This window comes from Idiomarina piscisalsi, assembly GCF_002211765.1.
GTDB lineage: Bacteria > Pseudomonadota > Gammaproteobacteria > Enterobacterales > Alteromonadaceae > Idiomarina > Idiomarina piscisalsi_A.
This window is the reverse complement of the sequence record NZ_CP022133.1, coordinates 1,240,583-1,255,500: the sequence shown is the minus strand read 5'-3', so window position 1 is coordinate 1,255,500 and position 14,918 is coordinate 1,240,583. Positions and strand designations below refer to the sequence as shown.

Annotated in this window: 18 protein-coding genes; 2 read left to right on the top strand and 16 right to left on the bottom strand. The window is 45.8% G+C overall.

All coding sequences use genetic code 11. The features are described from left to right. Positions 1-38 precede the first annotated feature (38 nt). Together ansA and CEW91_RS06065 are read left to right on the top strand one after the other, a co-directional pair. The gene (ansA, locus tag CEW91_RS06070) at positions 39-1,058 is read left to right on the top strand and encodes an asparaginase (protein WP_088768139.1); all 1,020 of its coding nucleotides are present in this window, start codon (positions 39-41) and stop codon (positions 1,056-1,058) included. 40 nt (positions 1,059-1,098) lie between these two features. Further along, positions 1,099-2,445, top strand: coding sequence for a sodium-dependent transporter (locus CEW91_RS06065; RefSeq protein WP_088768138.1), 1,347 nt, complete (start codon positions 1,099-1,101; stop codon positions 2,443-2,445). A gap of 58 nt (positions 2,446-2,503) precedes the next feature. Here the strand turns inward: CEW91_RS06065 and CEW91_RS06060 are convergent, their stop codons facing one another. From CEW91_RS06060 to CEW91_RS05985, 16 genes are all read right to left on the bottom strand, one after another. After that, positions 2,504-3,991, bottom strand: a complete 1,488-nt coding sequence (locus CEW91_RS06060) for a bifunctional 2-methylcitrate dehydratase/aconitate hydratase (RefSeq protein ID WP_088768137.1) — start codon at positions 3,989-3,991, stop codon at positions 2,504-2,506. A gap of 311 nt (positions 3,992-4,302) precedes the next feature. Beyond that, on the bottom strand, positions 4,303-5,091 hold the full coding sequence (locus CEW91_RS06055; protein ID WP_088768136.1) for a TatD family hydrolase: 789 nt from the start codon (positions 5,089-5,091) through the stop codon (positions 4,303-4,305). A 17-nt stretch (positions 5,092-5,108) separates the two neighbouring features. Beyond that, positions 5,109-5,453 carry a hypothetical protein gene (locus CEW91_RS06050; protein WP_088768135.1) on the bottom strand — a complete coding sequence of 115 codons (345 nt, stop codon included), beginning with the start codon at positions 5,451-5,453 and terminating at the stop codon, positions 5,109-5,111. Between the two features lie 27 nt (positions 5,454-5,480). Beyond that, positions 5,481-6,347 (bottom strand): DNA polymerase III subunit delta', encoded by an 867-nt coding sequence (locus CEW91_RS06045; RefSeq protein ID WP_088768134.1) that lies wholly within the window; start codon positions 6,345-6,347, stop codon positions 5,481-5,483. Then, positions 6,347-6,964 (bottom strand): dTMP kinase, encoded by a 618-nt coding sequence (tmk, locus tag CEW91_RS06040; RefSeq protein WP_088768133.1) that lies wholly within the window; start codon positions 6,962-6,964, stop codon positions 6,347-6,349. The genes CEW91_RS06045 and tmk overlap by 1 nt, the downstream gene beginning before the upstream one ends. Positions 6,965-6,966: 2 nt before the next feature. After that, positions 6,967-7,986 (bottom strand): endolytic transglycosylase MltG, encoded by a 1,020-nt coding sequence (gene mltG, locus CEW91_RS06035; RefSeq protein WP_088768132.1) that lies wholly within the window; start codon positions 7,984-7,986, stop codon positions 6,967-6,969. Beyond that, the gene (gene pabC, locus CEW91_RS06030) at positions 7,983-8,771 is read right to left on the bottom strand and encodes an aminodeoxychorismate lyase (protein ID WP_088768131.1); all 789 of its coding nucleotides are present in this window, start codon (positions 8,769-8,771) and stop codon (positions 7,983-7,985) included. Before pabC ends, mltG begins: the two co-directional genes overlap by 4 nt. A gap of 56 nt (positions 8,772-8,827) precedes the next feature. After that, a complete protein-coding gene (acpP, locus tag CEW91_RS06025) occupies positions 8,828-9,067 on the bottom strand; it encodes an acyl carrier protein (RefSeq protein WP_088768130.1) in 240 nt (79 codons plus the stop codon). Positions 9,068-9,184: 117 nt separating this feature from the next. Next, complete coding sequence (gene fabG / locus CEW91_RS06020; RefSeq protein WP_088768129.1) at positions 9,185-9,919, bottom strand: 3-oxoacyl-ACP reductase FabG; 735 nt, start codon at positions 9,917-9,919, stop codon at positions 9,185-9,187. A 14-nt stretch (positions 9,920-9,933) separates the two neighbouring features. Beyond that, positions 9,934-10,851 carry an ACP S-malonyltransferase gene (fabD, locus tag CEW91_RS06015; RefSeq protein WP_088768128.1) on the bottom strand — a complete coding sequence of 306 codons (918 nt, stop codon included), beginning with the start codon at positions 10,849-10,851 and terminating at the stop codon, positions 9,934-9,936. Between the two features lie 10 nt (positions 10,852-10,861). Further along, a complete protein-coding gene (locus CEW91_RS06010; protein ID WP_088768127.1) occupies positions 10,862-11,821 on the bottom strand; it encodes a beta-ketoacyl-ACP synthase III in 960 nt (319 codons plus the stop codon). 14 nt (positions 11,822-11,835) lie between these two features. Next, complete coding sequence (gene plsX, locus CEW91_RS06005; RefSeq protein ID WP_088768126.1) at positions 11,836-12,861, bottom strand: phosphate acyltransferase PlsX; 1,026 nt, start codon at positions 12,859-12,861, stop codon at positions 11,836-11,838. Positions 12,862-12,869: 8 nt separating this feature from the next. Beyond that, complete coding sequence (gene rpmF / locus CEW91_RS06000) at positions 12,870-13,040, bottom strand: 50S ribosomal protein L32 (protein WP_011234590.1); 171 nt, start codon at positions 13,038-13,040, stop codon at positions 12,870-12,872. A 16-nt stretch (positions 13,041-13,056) separates the two neighbouring features. Beyond that, a complete protein-coding gene (gene yceD, locus CEW91_RS05995; protein WP_088768125.1) occupies positions 13,057-13,584 on the bottom strand; it encodes a 23S rRNA accumulation protein YceD in 528 nt (175 codons plus the stop codon). Between the two features lie 75 nt (positions 13,585-13,659). After that, complete coding sequence (locus tag CEW91_RS05990; RefSeq protein WP_088768124.1) at positions 13,660-14,253, bottom strand: Maf family protein; 594 nt, start codon at positions 14,251-14,253, stop codon at positions 13,660-13,662. After that, positions 14,250-14,909, bottom strand: coding sequence for an HAD family hydrolase (locus CEW91_RS05985; protein WP_088768123.1), 660 nt, complete (start codon positions 14,907-14,909; stop codon positions 14,250-14,252). Before CEW91_RS05985 ends, CEW91_RS05990 begins: the two co-directional genes overlap by 4 nt. Positions 14,910-14,918 lie beyond the last annotated feature (9 nt).

Sequence of the window (14,918 nt, the reverse complement as noted above, 5' to 3'; positions counted from 1 at the left end):
TCGACATTCGTTCTTAAGAATGTCGACAGGAGACGCAAGTGCCTCGTAAAAAGATATATGTCGCTTATACTGGCGGAACCATAGGTATGAAAAAATCGGAACAGGGATACGTTCCGGTCGCGGGGCACTTAAGTGATTGTGTACAAAAAATGCCGGAATTTTTCAGGGAAGAAATGCCGGAATTTGTTATCCACGAATACTGTCCTTTAATGGACTCGTCAAATATGACCCCGGCAGATTGGGTCACCATAGCTCGCGATATTGAAAACAACTACGCTGAATATGATGGTTTCGTGATTTTGCATGGTACTGACACCATGGCCTACACCGCCTCTGCACTGTCGTTCATGCTACAAAACCTAGCGAAACCGGTCATCGTTACTGGCTCTCAAATTCCTTTGGCCGCGCTGCGCTCAGACGGTCAAACTAACTTGCTGAATGCGCTATATGTTGCGGCTAACTACCCTATTCCCGAAGTTGGCTTGTTCTTCAACAATACACTGTTCCGTGGCAACCGGTCGACTAAGTCTGATGCTAACGGCTTTAATGCATTTTCGTCCCCTAACTTCCCGTCACTGCTGGAGGCAGGCATACAAATTCGTCTTAATGCAGGTCAGTTAACAGCGGCACAAGAACAACCGCGTAAACTGAATGTTGTAGAAATGACGCCTCAGCCTATTGGTGTCGTGATGCTTTATCCCGGTATTTCACCAGACATTATCGACAATCAGTTAAAGCAACCAGTAAAAGCGCTTATTTTACAAAGTTATGGTGTCGGCAATGCGCCGCAAAACGATGCTCTACTTTCTGTATTAAAGCGCGGTATCGATAACGGTATTACCATTTTAAACTGCACCCAATGCTTTAAGGGCCGGGTCGATATGGATGGTTATGCGACGGGTAATGCATTGGCTAAGCTCGGATTAGTATCCGGCTCTGATATGACCATTGAAGCAGCATTGACCAAGTTGCATTATCTGCTTTCGCAAGACATTTCTCATAGCGAGATTCAAAAACTGTTACAGAAGAATTTACGCGGCGAATTAACTCCGCCATAATCGAGCACTGACTTTAATCAATAATAATAACAATATCATCATGGCTAAAAATACGTCTCCGGCTTTTGCCTCGCGATTAGGCTTTATTCTCGCTGCTGCCGGCTCCGCTGTTGGAGTAGGCAATATTTGGGGCTTTCCAACGCAGGCAGCCAGTAATGGTGGCGGTGCGTTTTTGTTGGTTTACCTCGTTATGATCGCGATTCTTGCTTACCCTATGCTTGTGGCAGAAGTCACCATCGGTCGTATTCGCCAGAACAACCCGATTGAGGCGCTAAGAAACCTGTCTGACAAAGCTTTTTTCCGGGGGACCGGTGCTATCGCCGGCGTTGTTGGTCTTGTCGTGTTGAGCTTAATTTTAAGCTTTTATGCGATTGTTTCGGGTTGGCTGATCTCCTACATGATATCGCCACTACTTGTCTTTGTCGGTTTGCCCGAGACTGCTGCCTGGTTTGTCGAGTTTTCCGAAGCTCGCAACATGGCCACTATGATATTTTTCATGCTGCTGACCGTTTATGTTGTGCGCTCAGGTGTGAATAATGGCATTGAGCGCTGGTCACGTCGGCTCATGCCGATGTTGTTTATTTTGCTTATTGGGATGTCAGCATACATTTTGACCCAAGACGGCGCTATCGATGGCCTCAAAATGTATTTAGTTCCAGACTTCTCTCAAATTAGCGACCCACAACTCATTATACGCGCCATGGGTCAGGCCTTTTTCTCGTTGTCATTGGGCGTATGCGTGATGATGACTTACGGCGCTTATCTATCAAACAAAGAAAATATTCCTAAAACGGCTGCCTGGGTGGCCGGTATCGATACCAGCGTAGCCTTTTTAGCGGGGCTTTTAATTCTACCGGCTATGTTCGTTGCTCAGTCCAATGGGGTTCAAATATACGCCGATGACGGTACCCTACTTTCAGCTGACACACTTGTATTCACTGTATTGCCCGCCATGTTTGATACCCTGGGTACTGCCGGTTTATTTGTATCCTTTGGCTTTTTCCTACTCATGGTTATTGCCGCTATTACGTCGTCTATTTCAATGCTGGAAGCACCAGTTAATGCATTACGTGAGGAAGCCCGCTGCGACAGAAGCTCCGGTGTATGGATAGTGACACTGGTGGTTACGGCGATCTCCACAGCGATTATCTATAATTTCGAGTCACTTTTTGGCGCCGTGGTCACTTTTAGTACCGTTTATATGCAGCCAATAATGGCTCTTTTTTTTGCTGTTATGCTAACGTGGGTTTTACGTCAAAACCACCTATTGAAAGCCTTGAAACAAGGCTCTCCGGATATTGATAAAAGTCTATTCTGGAAAATTTGGCCCTGGTACGTAAAGTTTGTTTGTCCAGTGCTTATTCTACTGATTATTTGGCAAGGCTGATAGTTAACCGGGCGGTACTTATCACTTGCACCGCCCTTTTCGTTCGACACTTATTTGACTAAATAACCCATTTGTCCATAAAGGTATCCACAGCTAATTGGTCAAACGTCGCTTCATCGGTCGTGCAGAGTGAAAATATTTCATCCGCATGACTGGCTGGAAAACGCTTTCTCAAGCTGCTTTTAAACTTCTCTTTTAAAACCGGTATGCCCTCGTCACGGCGTTTACGATGACCAATCGGGTATTCGACAGCCACCTTCTCTGTTTTACTGCCGTCTTTAAAAAACACCTGCACCGCGTTTGCAATAGATCGTTTGTCCGGATTGAGGTAGTCTTTGCTGTACTGCTCGTCCTCTTCAACAAACATTTTTTCCCTAAGCTCGTCGATTTCCGGGTGTGCACTATGAAAGCTGTCTTCATAATGATCCGCATTCAACTCGCCCCAAATGAGAGGCACGGCTGTCATATACTGCAAGCAGTGATCCCGATCCGCGGGATTAGCAAGCGTACCTTCTTTAGAAATAATGCGAATCGCTGACTCATGCGTGGTAATCACGATCTTTTCTATGTCGTCAATTCGACCTTTTACATCAGAGTGAAGTGTTACGGCAGCTTCACAGGCTGTTTGGGCATGAAACTCAGCGGGGAAAGACAACTTGAACAAAATGTTTTCCATAACGTAGCTGCCGTAGTCGCGCTGAAACTTAAACTCTCTGTCTTTTTTATCCTTAAGTTTCTGATCTCTATTCGTTTTACTGAACAGCACATCGTAAAAGCCCCACTGCGGTGCTGTTAAAGCGCCGGGAATACCCATTTCTCCGCGTTGGGTAATGTCTGCCAGTCGAACGGCTCGTGACGTTGCGTCGCCCGCAGCCCACGACTTACGCGACCCCGCATTTGGGGCGTGACGATAGGTTCTCAGCGACTGACCGTCTACCCAAGCCTGAGACAGCGCAGCCATAATTTGCTCTTTGCTTGCGCCCATTAACCAACTGACCACCGCAGTTGAAGCGACTTTTACCAGTACAACATGGTCGAGTCCAACCCGGTTAAAGCTGTTCTCAATCGCCAGGTTTCCCTGAATCTCATGCGCTTTAATCATTCCTTCCAGAACGTTCTTTATTGTCAGAGGCGCAAGTCCCCGACTTCGGCGTTGCTGAGAAATAAAGTCAGCTGTCGCTAATATACCACCCAAATTGTCCGACGGATGACCCCATTCCGCCGCCAGCCATGTGTCGTTAAAGTCTAACCAGCGAACTATACAACCAATGTCCCAGGCAGCTTTAACCGGATCTAATGTGAACTGGGTTCCGGGAACCCGGGCACCATTAGGCACTGACATTCCCTGAACCATAGGGCCTAAATGCTTCGCACATTCGGGATAGCCTAATGCCAACATTCCACACCCCAACGTATCCATCAAACAATACCGGGCTGTGCTCCAGGCTTCTTCGCTGGTGACTTTATAGTTCATGACATAGTCGGCAATATCGACGATAACCCTGTCGTAATCTGGACGTTTGTTTTGTTCAACAGTCGTAGACATTATCACTCCTTAATTCAAAGGCTTACTCAAACAGCTACGGAATCGGTCGGTTGATTGATCGCTTTTTACGTTTATTTTGGATAAAAAAAACCCGGAACCAATCCAGATTGTTCCGGGTATAGGGGAATGGCTCATGGGATGAGCCGTGCGCTAACTCATGGTAAAACAGTCTCATTTATCCTGCTTAAAATTCATCCAACAATTTTTAGTGTAGACAATAATTGATGGATGTCTAATTTTTTTACAGTTTCTTTTAACTTAATGTTTTTGAAGTACTAAAGTCCTTTTACTCACAAGTTACACACAGCTCATTAAGAGGCTTTGAACAGCTTATAAAAGTTCTCAGTCGTGACTCTGGCGACCTCTTCAAGCGTCATACCTTTAACGTCAGCAACGCATTTAGCGACCTCAGTTACATAAGCAGGCTGGTTCACTTTTCCACGATGAGGTACCGGCGCTAACCATGGGCTGTCGGTTTCAATGAGCAGCTTATCAAGTGGTAACGCTTTGACGGTATCGCGTAGCTCTGATGCATTTCGAAAAGACGCAATGCCGGAAATAGAAATATAAAAGTCCAACGCGTCGATGGCTTCTTTTGCCATCTCATAAGATTCAGTAAAACAGTGCAGGACGCCACCGGGCTTGTCGGCATGACCCTGCTTTAACATTGCCAGAGTATCTTCGCGTGCGTCACGAGTATGAATAATAAGGGGTTTATTCAACTCCCCTGCTACGGCAATATGTTGCTCAAAGTTGTTCTGCTGCTTTACTTTTGAGTCCGGATCATAGAAATAGTCGAGACCAGTTTCGCCAATCGCCACCACTTTCGGCTCACTGGCAAGTTCAGTTAACGTTGCCGCCATTTCATCGGCGTTATGACTCTCTTCATTAACATAAAGCGGATGCACGCCACAGGATAACGAAACATTGTCATACGCTGATACCGTGTCACGCATCTTAGGATACTCATCCAGCGTTACACAAACACACAACATGTGCTCAACGTTGTTTTTGCGGGCGTTCTCTACTAAGCCGGCCAAGTCTGTCCCCACTTTGTTCGGGTCAATACGATCTAAATGGCAATGCGAATCAACAAACATCCAATGCTCCGTTGCAATTAAGTTGCGCAAGAATTTATTAACGAATAAAACAGTTTACCATATTCGGCTTTGTACTGGTTAGTCAGGTAACTCAGTCGATGCCCGGTGGCGATGTCTTGCGGTAATAGGCTTATAACATAAGGAAAAGATTTGTCATCAAACAGCCAGGATACCTGGGCACTGAAGTGAAACGGCGATGCCGCTATGTCAGGTAAAAACAGCTCAACATCAACGCTCTTGCCTAATACGTAATCGCCATCATCAAGCTCTGTTACTAAAAATGAGACATATTTAAAGAAAGGCACCGTTCGTGCCGCTAATTCACGAACTGAATCAATATCAATGCGAACCGTTTTAGACATAAGACCCCTTTTATAAAATCCGGAGCCTTATTCCTCACCTAAAAGAAAGTTTGACCAGCGGCTCCAGGCAAGGGTTAATAATAACGGCAAATTAATGCCTGGTGAGCCCTGATATATCTGACGTAACTGTCGGCATTCTGATACCCATTCGCTTAAATGGCGCGCATCCAGCCATGAGCACTGTACCAATCTCTTGTCGTTATCGAGTAAGCCAGGAAAGTAAAAACGCTCTTCCGGGAGGCGGTTTAACTCAGCTAACATATCAGAAACCAAGCGCTCAGAGAGCATCAACCAGTCAGCAGCCATTGCTTTGTCCTTTAGCTCGGGTAACGGCGCTAGTTTATGCAACGCATCAAATAATTCGGCTGCCTGTGCGTTTTGCTCTTCCGTTTGTGCCGCCTCGGGGTAAGGGATGTTTAGCCATTGCATACGGCTTCGCAGGGTTGGCAGTAGTTGCTCTGGTTGTTTTGTTGATATCAGCCAGCAGGTGTCTTCTGGTGGCTCTTCCAGCACTTTTAGCAACGCGTTAGATCCCTGCTCAGTCATTTTCTCAGCTTGCAAAATTACCGCAACTTTAAAGCCCCCCTGATTCGCTTTGTTGACAATGTTTTTTTGCAAGTCCCGAATTTCATCAACACCTATCCGACTGGTTTCGTCTCCATCAAGTGTCCATGTATCCGGATGGTTTCCGGCGGCGTACAACAAGCATGACTTGCACTGATTACAGGCACTTTTTCCTTTTGCCTGACAAAGCAGGTACTTGGTGAACTGTTCAATGAAGCGGTTACTGCCATGTGCCAAGTTGTGCTTTAAATAGTAAGCATGAGCCAATCTATTGCTTTCATAAGCATTGACTAACCGTAACCATGCATCTCGTAGCCAGGGAGCCGCCATTAAAACAAGTTCTCCTCTAGAGTTCGTAGAATAGCTTCGTGAACTTTTAACATCGGTTGGTTTGCATCAATTACAAAAACAGAAGGGTCTTTCGCTGCAATGTTTAAGTAGGCTTGTCGAGTTCGTTTAAAAAACGCCAAATCTTCTTCTTCAATTCTATCCAGCTGTCCTCGCTCCCGCGCGCGCTTTAAGCCAACTTCCTCGTCAACGTCCAGTAAAATGGTCAAGTCTGGGTAAAAGTTTCCCAATGTTATCGTTCTAAGCTTTTGCAATAAATCATCTCCAAGCTGGCGGCCGCCCCCTTGATAGGCCCGGGAGGATAAATCGTGTCTGTCGCCAATAACCCATGTTCCATCCATCAAGTGAGGCTTAATAATATTCTCCACCAATTGAACACGGCTGGCGTACATTAACAACAACTCAGTTGTCGGCACTACGGTTTCATCCCATTTTTTCTTAACCAAGTCCCGCAAAGACTCGGCTAGAGGAGTTCCACCTGGCTCTCGAACCGATTCTGTCTGAATACCTTTCGCTTGCAAATGAGTAATGACATTAGCAATAGCAGAGCTTTTACCTGCCCCTTCCAGGCCTTCAATAACAACAAACTTCCCTTTCATATTCACTCTTTATTTAGTTGGTAGCGGCGCACCGCTTTATTATGCTCTTCCAGCGTTTCTGAAAATACGTGACCACCAGTGTCATCAGCGACAAAGTAATAAAACGGCGAGTCATCTGGGTTAGCGGCAGCCTCAAGCGAGGCCTTGCTTGGCATAGCAATAGGTGTCGGAGGCAAGCCATTAATTCGATAGGTGTTATAAGCCGTTTTCTCACGCAAATGTGCACGGGTTAAGTTGCCGTCAAAATCCTCAATGCCATAAATTGTGGTTGGATCGGACTGCAGCCGCATACCAATAGCCAAACGATTAGCAAAAACGCTGGCAACCAAACTTCTTTCACCCGATATACCTGTCTCTTTTTCTATTATTGACGCTAAAATCAGAAGCTCATAAGGAGATTCTACCGGACAAGCTTCAGAGCGACTGCTCCAAACGTCGGCTAACGTTTTTTGCATTGACTCATAAGCATTTTTTAAAATACCGGAAACCGTCGAATAGGCTCGGTAAGTATAGGTTTCCGGCAATAATAGACCTTCTAAAGAATCAACCGTTGGTCCAAGACTTTCTTGTAGGGCATTCGCTGCAGATTTTGCGTCGCCACTCAAGTAAGGCGCCGAATTGAGCGTGAACAACCATTGTTGCAATGTATGACCTTCTACAAGAGTGACTGAAAATTGAAGCTCGTCACCGTTTGAAACCATGGACCAGACGTCAAACCAATTATGTTCCGGCTTAACCTCATAAACCCCCGCCCGCAAATGGCTTACACCACCCAATAGCCGACTAAAACCATAACGCAGCTGTTTATTATCCAATATGGACTCACCCAGAGCGTAATGCTTACTGACTTGTGTAATGACATACCGAGCATGTTTGCCTTTGGGAAACTCCAGTATTAACGGCTCATTTACTGAACTACTGGTAAAGGGCTGGGACAAATAGTAATAACCATAACTAAGCGCGCCAGCACCAATGACACCAAAGAAAAAAGCAATAACAAACAAACGTTTTAGCAAAGTCATAAAGCCAGGCGTTGTACTTTTTCAGGTAACGGAAGATTTTCAAATACTTTACCATTAAATGAACGAACAGGGACAGCGCCTCGGACACTGTTACAAACGAAAATTTGCTCAGCGTGTTCAAGGTCAGTCACTCTTCCCTCTTTTATATCGAGGTTGCCAAGAGCGTTACTGTTAATGATGTGTTGTCGCATGACTCCGTCTATACCTGCTGTAGTCAGCGAGGGAGTCTGCCAGCGGCCACGCTTCTTCCAAAAAAGGTTTCCCTGCACAGCCTCTATAACACGTCCGTCATTGGTACAGACGACTAAGTCATCAACGCCTTTCTCTGATTTCTCAGCACTCAGCAACACCTGTTCTAAACGGTTAAGTGTTTTAAGCCCTGCCAGAACGGTTTGCTCGGCTAAAGTCACGTTAGCAAGCCCTACGTCAAGTGGGTTCTGAGGTTCCGGTAACGTACTGATCTGGATGTATTCGTTCGCTTCTATGCGGTGATCATACCCATAGCCTTGAGCACTATTGCCACGAGTAACAATGACCTTGCACACTCCTTGTTCAACGTCTTTCGCCAGTTCTGTCAGTCGATTTCTTAAGGTCGTAAAGGTCGAATGGTGAATGCGAAGGGTCCTATTCGCATGAACTAATCGGGCAAGGTGGGCTTCTAAATGTTCGGGTGTACCATTAAGAATACGAAGTGTTGTGAAATGACCATCACCAAACTGAAGCCCTCTATCAAGAGCACCAGTATCAGTGGCTTGAGTATTAAAAAACTGTTTTATCAATGTCATAACGAAAATAGGCGGAACCAAAGTTCCGCCTATTGTCTCAATAATTCTCTGAAAAATTAATCGTCAGAGTGATTATTTACGTAATCAATTGCTGCTTGAACAGTTTTGATTTTTTCAGCTTCTTCATCAGGAATTTCAGTTTCAAATTCTTCTTCCAAAGCCATTACCAACTCAACTGTGTCCAAAGAGTCAGCACCCAGGTCATTTTCAAATGACGCTTCAGGCTTAACTTCTTCTTCTTTAACACCCAGTTGTTCAACAATGATTTTCTTTACGCGTTCTTCGATAGTACTCATTTATAAAATCCCTCAAATAGTCGTCGCGAGAGTGAAAGTTGGCCGTAGTTTAGTGAAACCAGCCTCATTAATAAAGTAAAAATTCGGATAAAATTAAGAGGTCGTACCGCTGACCACTTAAACCATCGCCATTCCGCCATTAACGTGAATGGTTTCACCCGTAATATAAGCTGCGCCATCGGACGCCAAAAATGTCACTGCAGACGCAATTTCATCGGGTTTACCCAGTCTTGCAGCAGGAATATTAGCAAAAATACTTTCTTTTTGCTCCTCCGTTAAGGCCTTTGTCATGTCGGTATCAATAAACCCTGGCGACACACAGTTCACGGTTATTCCGCGTGCAGCCACCTCTTTGGCCAGCGACTTACTGAAGCCGACGAGCCCAGCTTTTGCTGCACAGTAGTTGACTTGACCGGGGTTGCCTGTCGTGCCAACAACCGAACTGATATTAATAATGCGACCATGACGACGTTTCATCATGCCGCGAACCACCGCCTTACAAACACGGAAAATAGCCGTTAAGTTGGTATCGATAACAGAGTTCCACTCGTCATCTTTCATACGCATCATTAAATTATCACGGGTGATACCGGCGTTATTGACCAGGATATCGATGCTGCCAAACTCTTTTTCAAGGGACTTGACCGTTTCCTGCACACTATCTGCATCGGTCACATCCAACGCTATACCCTTACCGTTGTCGCCCAAATAGTCAGAAATCGCCGAAGCGCCTTTGTCAGAAGTCGCGGTACCAATTACTTTAGCACCCCCTTGAACGAGCTGCTGCGCAATCGCTTTACCAATTCCTCGACTGGCACCTGTTACTAAAGCAACTTTATTCTCAAAGCTCATGAATTACTCACCTTCTAAATTGAATTCAATGCATCAGCGGTGTTCAGTGCTGAACAACTAAATGATTTTGTTATACGCTTATTTAAGCCCGTTAATACTTTCCCCGGACCCACTTCAAACGCGCTTTCCACGCCCAGTTCTGCGGCTTTTTCAACAGACTCAGTCCAGCGTACTGGACAGTAGAGCTGTCTGACTAACGCATCTTTTATAGCAGCTGCGTCTGTTTCGATATTCACATCAACATTGTTGATCACATTCACAACAGGCGATTTGATAGTTATTTTTTCAAGTTCCGCTTTCAACTTATCCGCCGCCGGCTTCATTAATGCACAATGAGACGGCACACTCACAGAAAGTGGCAATACCCGCTTAGCACCAGCTTCTTTTAGTGCTTCTCCTGCACGGGAAACCGCTGAGGCATGACCCGCTATAACCACCTGCCCCGGCGAATTGTAATTCACCGGAGTAACAACTTCGCCCTGGGTCTGCTCTTCACAGATTTGCTTAATAACATCGTCGTCTAAACCGATAACCGCTGCCATAGCACCTTTGCCTTCAGCGACAGACTCCTGCATAAACTTGCCGCGAGCTTCGACGAGTTTAACCGCATCTTTAAAGTCAATGGCGCCGGCACAAACCAAGGCTGAATATTCCCCAAGGCTATGTCCTGCCATAACGACATTGTCACCTAAACCTTTATCTTTAGCTACGCGGTACAACGCAACGCTGGCGGTTAATAATGCGGGCTGAGTAAATTGCGTATCATTAAGCTGATTGTTGGGATCTTGCTGCACAAGTTCCCACAAATCATAGCCAAGCGCGTCGCTTGCTTGTGCGAAAGTCTCCTTTATTATCGCGAACTCATCGGCTAACTCGCCAAGCATACCAACGCTCTGAGAGCCTTGTCCCGGGAAAAATAACGCCGTTGTCATAACTACCCTCTTAATATCGAATTAATGCTGAGCCCCAGGCGAATCCGCCGCCAAAGGCTTCTAATAACAAATTATGTCCACGTTTCACTCGACCATCTTTAACCGCCCAGTCTAACGCAATTGGTACCGATGCGGCAGAGGTATTACCGGTTTTGTCTAAAGTAATCACCACTTGTTCCATCGACATCTTTAACTTTTTTGCGGTTGCTTTAATAATGCGTAGATTCGCCTGATGCGGTACTAGCCAATCTAAGTCTTCAGGCGACATATCATTTGCCGCTAACGTGTCCGTCACCAGACTGCTTAATTTAGCCACCGCAACTTTGAACACTTCGTTGCCTTTCATGTACATCCAGGCATCGTTTTCGAATTCTTTTATTCGGCTTGCCTGCTTGGCGCCCAGTAAATGGCTGTACTCACCTGCGCTGTATAAATGAGTAGAAATAACACCAGGCTCATGACTCTCTTCTAATATAACCGCTCCAGCACCGTCACCGAACAATACCAATGTATTTCTGTCGTTCGGATCACAAAGTCTGGCAAGTACATCGGTGCCTATCACCAGCGCACGCTTATATTGACCGGTTTTTATAAAGTTGTCGGCCACTGACAGCGCAAAAATAAAGCCGGAACACGCCGCGCCAACGTCAAAAGCAGGAATATTGGTCACATTTAGCATACGCTGGATTTCACAAGCGGCGCTTGGAAACGCATGCTCCGCAGAGGTTGTCGCAACCACAATAACGTCGATGTCATGAGCGTTTAATTGGCTACTTAGTAATGCTTGCTTGGCTGCTTCGGCGCCCAGCGTTGCCGCCGACTCAGTAGAAGAAGCAATACGGCGTTCCTTGATACCTGTGCGTTCCGTAATCCATTCGTCTGAGGTATCAACACGGCTGGCAAGGTCATTGTTTGTAAGACGTTGCTCCGGTAAATAGTGACCGGTACCAACGATTCTTGAGTATGTCATAACAACTCTGCGTTTTAAGGCTGTTCAGATAAGACCGCTTCGACCCTGTTCTTAATTCGGTCAGGAAGCTGCTCGTGCGCCTCCGCTACAGCTTGTTGAATTGCACTGTAGAATGCTTCCGCATTGGCACTTCCGTGGCTTTTAATAACCACATGGCGCAATCCTATCAAACTTGCTCCGTTGTAGTGGTCGGGCTTCAGCCTGTCCCAGGACTTGTGGGTACGTCGTTGCAGAAACTTGAAGAAAAAACGATAGAGCCAATGAGAATTCAGCGTCTCTCTCATTTGCTCTATAATAAAGGTTGCTAAGCCTTCGCAGCTTTTCAACGCAATGTTACCGACAAAGCCATCGCAAACGATAACGTCTGAACGACCGCTGAATAAGTGGTTGCCTTCAATAAAGCCGTTATAGTTCAACCCTTCGCACTGACTCAACCTAGCGGCGGCATTGCGGACAACATCGCTGCCTTTAATATCTTCCTCGCCCATGTTTAACAGGCTGATTTTCGGTCTTTCTATACCCAGTAAATGCTCCGCGGCAACCGATCCCATCACACCAAACTGAAATAAGGTGTCGGAATCGCAGCTGGCGTTTGCACCCAAATCCAATAAAAACGACTTTCCCCCAACCTGATTAGGAATCGCCGTCATGAGGGCAGGCCTTAAAACCCCGGGTAAGGTTTTCACCGTAAAATACGCATTAGTCATTAAGGCGCCAGTATTACCACCACAAACCATTGCATGGCATTGCTCATTGGCAAGTGCTTGTAGGGCAAGACGCATAGACGAATTCGGCTTGCTACGTAACGACTGACCGGGTTTGTCATCCATGAGAATGGTTTGTTCAGCATGAACAAAGCTGACAGCAGTGCTTTCATTAAGCTTGTATTGCTTTAAGAGCGGGTTAATTTGGTCTTCGTGACCAAAAACTGTGAAGTGAGTATTGGGGTAAGTTGAAACAGCTCGTTCCAGAGCTTCAATAACAATAGAGGGGCCATTATCGCCCCCCATTGCATCAATCGCTATATTAAGCTCAGGCATAGCCTGTCTTACTTGTTAACGACCTTGCGACCTTTATAATAACCGTCGGCTGTTACGTGGTGACGACGATGAGTCTCACCAGTAGTTGAGTCAACCGACAGTGTTGGGCCGTCTATCGCATCGTGTGAACGACGCATGTCGCGTCTTGAACGACTTTTCTTACTTTTTTGAACAGCCATTTACGCTATCTCCTGATTATTTACGCTTTAATTCTTGTAATACGGCAAACGGGTTATCAGATTCGTCTTTCTCAGACTCGTCGATTTCACCCCATGTCATCGCATCACGGTCTACCTGACAAGACTTAGCATCGTGCTTGGGTACTAAAGGCATTGCCAGAATTAATTCATCTTCAATAAGCCCATGCAGATTGACCTCACCAAACTCATTCACCTTGATAGCTTCATAGCTTTCCGGGAAATCGTCGGCCACCTGCCGCTTAGTGACAGGAGCATACGCAAATTGCGCACAAATATCAACTGTTAAAGGCGTATTGCAGCGTTCGCAAAGCACCTGAATCTGTACTTTTGCGTCACCTGCAAAATAGCTTATGCCTTGTTCATCAATACCAAATTCAACCTTAACGTCAGGATCAGGACATGGCTCTACCAGTAACTCCTGAAACCGGGTTAACGTTTTTGCTGGTACTAAGCCCTCGTAAGTGACCTTTTTATTGGCACATTTTACGGGGTCTACCGTTACGGGAATACGAACCTTTTGCATAGCGCGCGAATGTTACCTTAAGTTGGTGTCAAGTGACAAGATAAATCGGGCTTGTTTGCCTATTATCTTCAATAATTAGTTCAATGGGTTAATCCCTTGAGATCTTAGCATATCCAGTAGCGCAATAGTGGGAAGTCCTATCAACGTATTGGGATCATTCCCTTTCATTTCACTAAACAGACTTACGCCTAACCCTTCACTTTTAAAGCTGCCAGCACAGTCCAGCGGTTGTTCAAGCTCGACATAGCGTGTAATTTCGTTGTCGGTAAGGTTGTTCCGAAATGTCACGAAGAAAGGCTCAATACGGACTTCACACTGTGATGTTTTTGAATTTAATACCGCAAGTCCGGTGTAGAAAGTGACGGTTCTGCCAACGAAGCTTTTTAATTGCTCAATAGCTTTCTGCGTGGTTCCCGGTTTTCCCAGAATATTACCGTCACATACGGCTACTTGGTCAGAGCCGATAATAATAGCCGGTTCTCCGTTGAGTTTTTTTGCTACCGCTTGCGCTTTTTCTTCTGCCAAGCGTCCGACCAGCTGCTCTGGTTGCTCTTCATTAACCGCTGACTCATCAATATCAGGCTTCACGACATTATAGATTAAATGCAGCTTATCCATTATCGCCCGGCGATATTTTGAACCCGAGCCAAGCACCAGTGGGAGTGTCATAACCTCTCCTTTAAAATAAAGTTAGAAAGTTCCGTCAACGATGACGCAATATACTTTGCTCCAGCCGCTTCTAACTGTTCTGCTTGATGGGCGCCCATCGTCACACCGATTGGAAACACGCCTGCAGCAGAAGCCATTTTTATGTCATGGACTGAGTCACCGACCATAACGGTGTCCCTGGGGCTGTGTCCGGCCTCATCCATAAGTTCAAACAACATATCTGGGTTGGGTTTGCCCTTTGATTCGTTAGCGCATCGTGAGTGAGGAAAGAAAGCAGCCATATTTGTTTCCTGCCAAACTCTATCCAAACCTCTGCGTGCTTTCCCTGTCGCTACTGCAAGTTTCAAATTATTCTCTCTCAGCCGCTCCAGTGTCGTAATTGCATCACCGAATAAAGGCGAGGCTACCTTATTTAACGTCACATATTCGTCTTTGTAACGATCTAAAAACCGTTGTTTTTGCGCTGAATCCAATTTCCCAAATAAGGCTTCAATAGCCGGCTCCAAACTTAATCCAATAATGTCTTTTGTTGCTTGCTCAGAGGGCGGTGCTAGGCCAACGTACTCCGCGGTTCGTTGCATTGAAGAAACAATGCGCCCGATGGAATCCATTAAGGTGCCGTCCCAGTCAAAAATAATGAATTTAAATTGCGACATGACTACTAC

Excerpts from the sequence above, each read along its gene's own strand:
- fabD (WP_088768128.1), bottom strand. The coding sequence starts at position 10,851 with ATGACAACGGCGTTATTTTTCCCGGGACAAGGCTCTCAGAGCGTTGGT.
- pabC (WP_088768131.1), bottom strand. The coding sequence starts at position 8,771 with ATGACATTGATAAAACAGTTTTTTAATACTCAAGCCACTGATACTGGT.
- tmk (WP_088768133.1), bottom strand. The coding sequence starts at position 6,964 with ATGAAAGGGAAGTTTGTTGTTATTGAAGGCCTGGAAGGGGCAGGTAAA.
- CEW91_RS05990 (WP_088768124.1), bottom strand. The coding sequence starts at position 14,253 with ATGACACTCCCACTGGTGCTTGGCTCGGGTTCAAAATATCGCCGGGCG.
- CEW91_RS06055 (WP_088768136.1), bottom strand. The coding sequence starts at position 5,091 with ATGTTTGTTGATTCGCATTGCCATTTAGATCGTATTGACCCGAACAAA.
- CEW91_RS06050 (WP_088768135.1), bottom strand. The coding sequence starts at position 5,453 with ATGTCTAAAACGGTTCGCATTGATATTGATTCAGTTCGTGAATTAGCG.
- plsX (WP_088768126.1), bottom strand. The coding sequence starts at position 12,861 with ATGCCTGAGCTTAATATAGCGATTGATGCAATGGGGGGCGATAATGGC.
- CEW91_RS05985 (WP_088768123.1), bottom strand. The coding sequence starts at position 14,909 with ATGTCGCAATTTAAATTCATTATTTTTGACTGGGACGGCACCTTAATG.
- rpmF (WP_011234590.1), bottom strand. The coding sequence starts at position 13,040 with ATGGCTGTTCAAAAAAGTAAGAAAAGTCGTTCAAGACGCGACATGCGT.
- acpP (WP_088768130.1), bottom strand. The coding sequence starts at position 9,067 with ATGAGTACTATCGAAGAACGCGTAAAGAAAATCATTGTTGAACAACTG.
- CEW91_RS06065 (WP_088768138.1), top strand. The coding sequence starts at position 1,099 with ATGGCTAAAAATACGTCTCCGGCTTTTGCCTCGCGATTAGGCTTTATT.
- CEW91_RS06060 (WP_088768137.1), bottom strand. The coding sequence starts at position 3,991 with ATGTCTACGACTGTTGAACAAAACAAACGTCCAGATTACGACAGGGTT.
- CEW91_RS06010 (WP_088768127.1), bottom strand. The coding sequence starts at position 11,821 with ATGACATACTCAAGAATCGTTGGTACCGGTCACTATTTACCGGAGCAA.
- CEW91_RS06045 (WP_088768134.1), bottom strand. The coding sequence starts at position 6,347 with ATGGCGGCTCCCTGGCTACGAGATGCATGGTTACGGTTAGTCAATGCT.
- yceD (WP_088768125.1), bottom strand. The coding sequence starts at position 13,584 with ATGCAAAAGGTTCGTATTCCCGTAACGGTAGACCCCGTAAAATGTGCC.
- mltG (WP_088768132.1), bottom strand. The coding sequence starts at position 7,986 with ATGACTTTGCTAAAACGTTTGTTTGTTATTGCTTTTTTCTTTGGTGTC.
- fabG (WP_088768129.1), bottom strand. The coding sequence starts at position 9,919 with ATGAGCTTTGAGAATAAAGTTGCTTTAGTAACAGGTGCCAGTCGAGGA.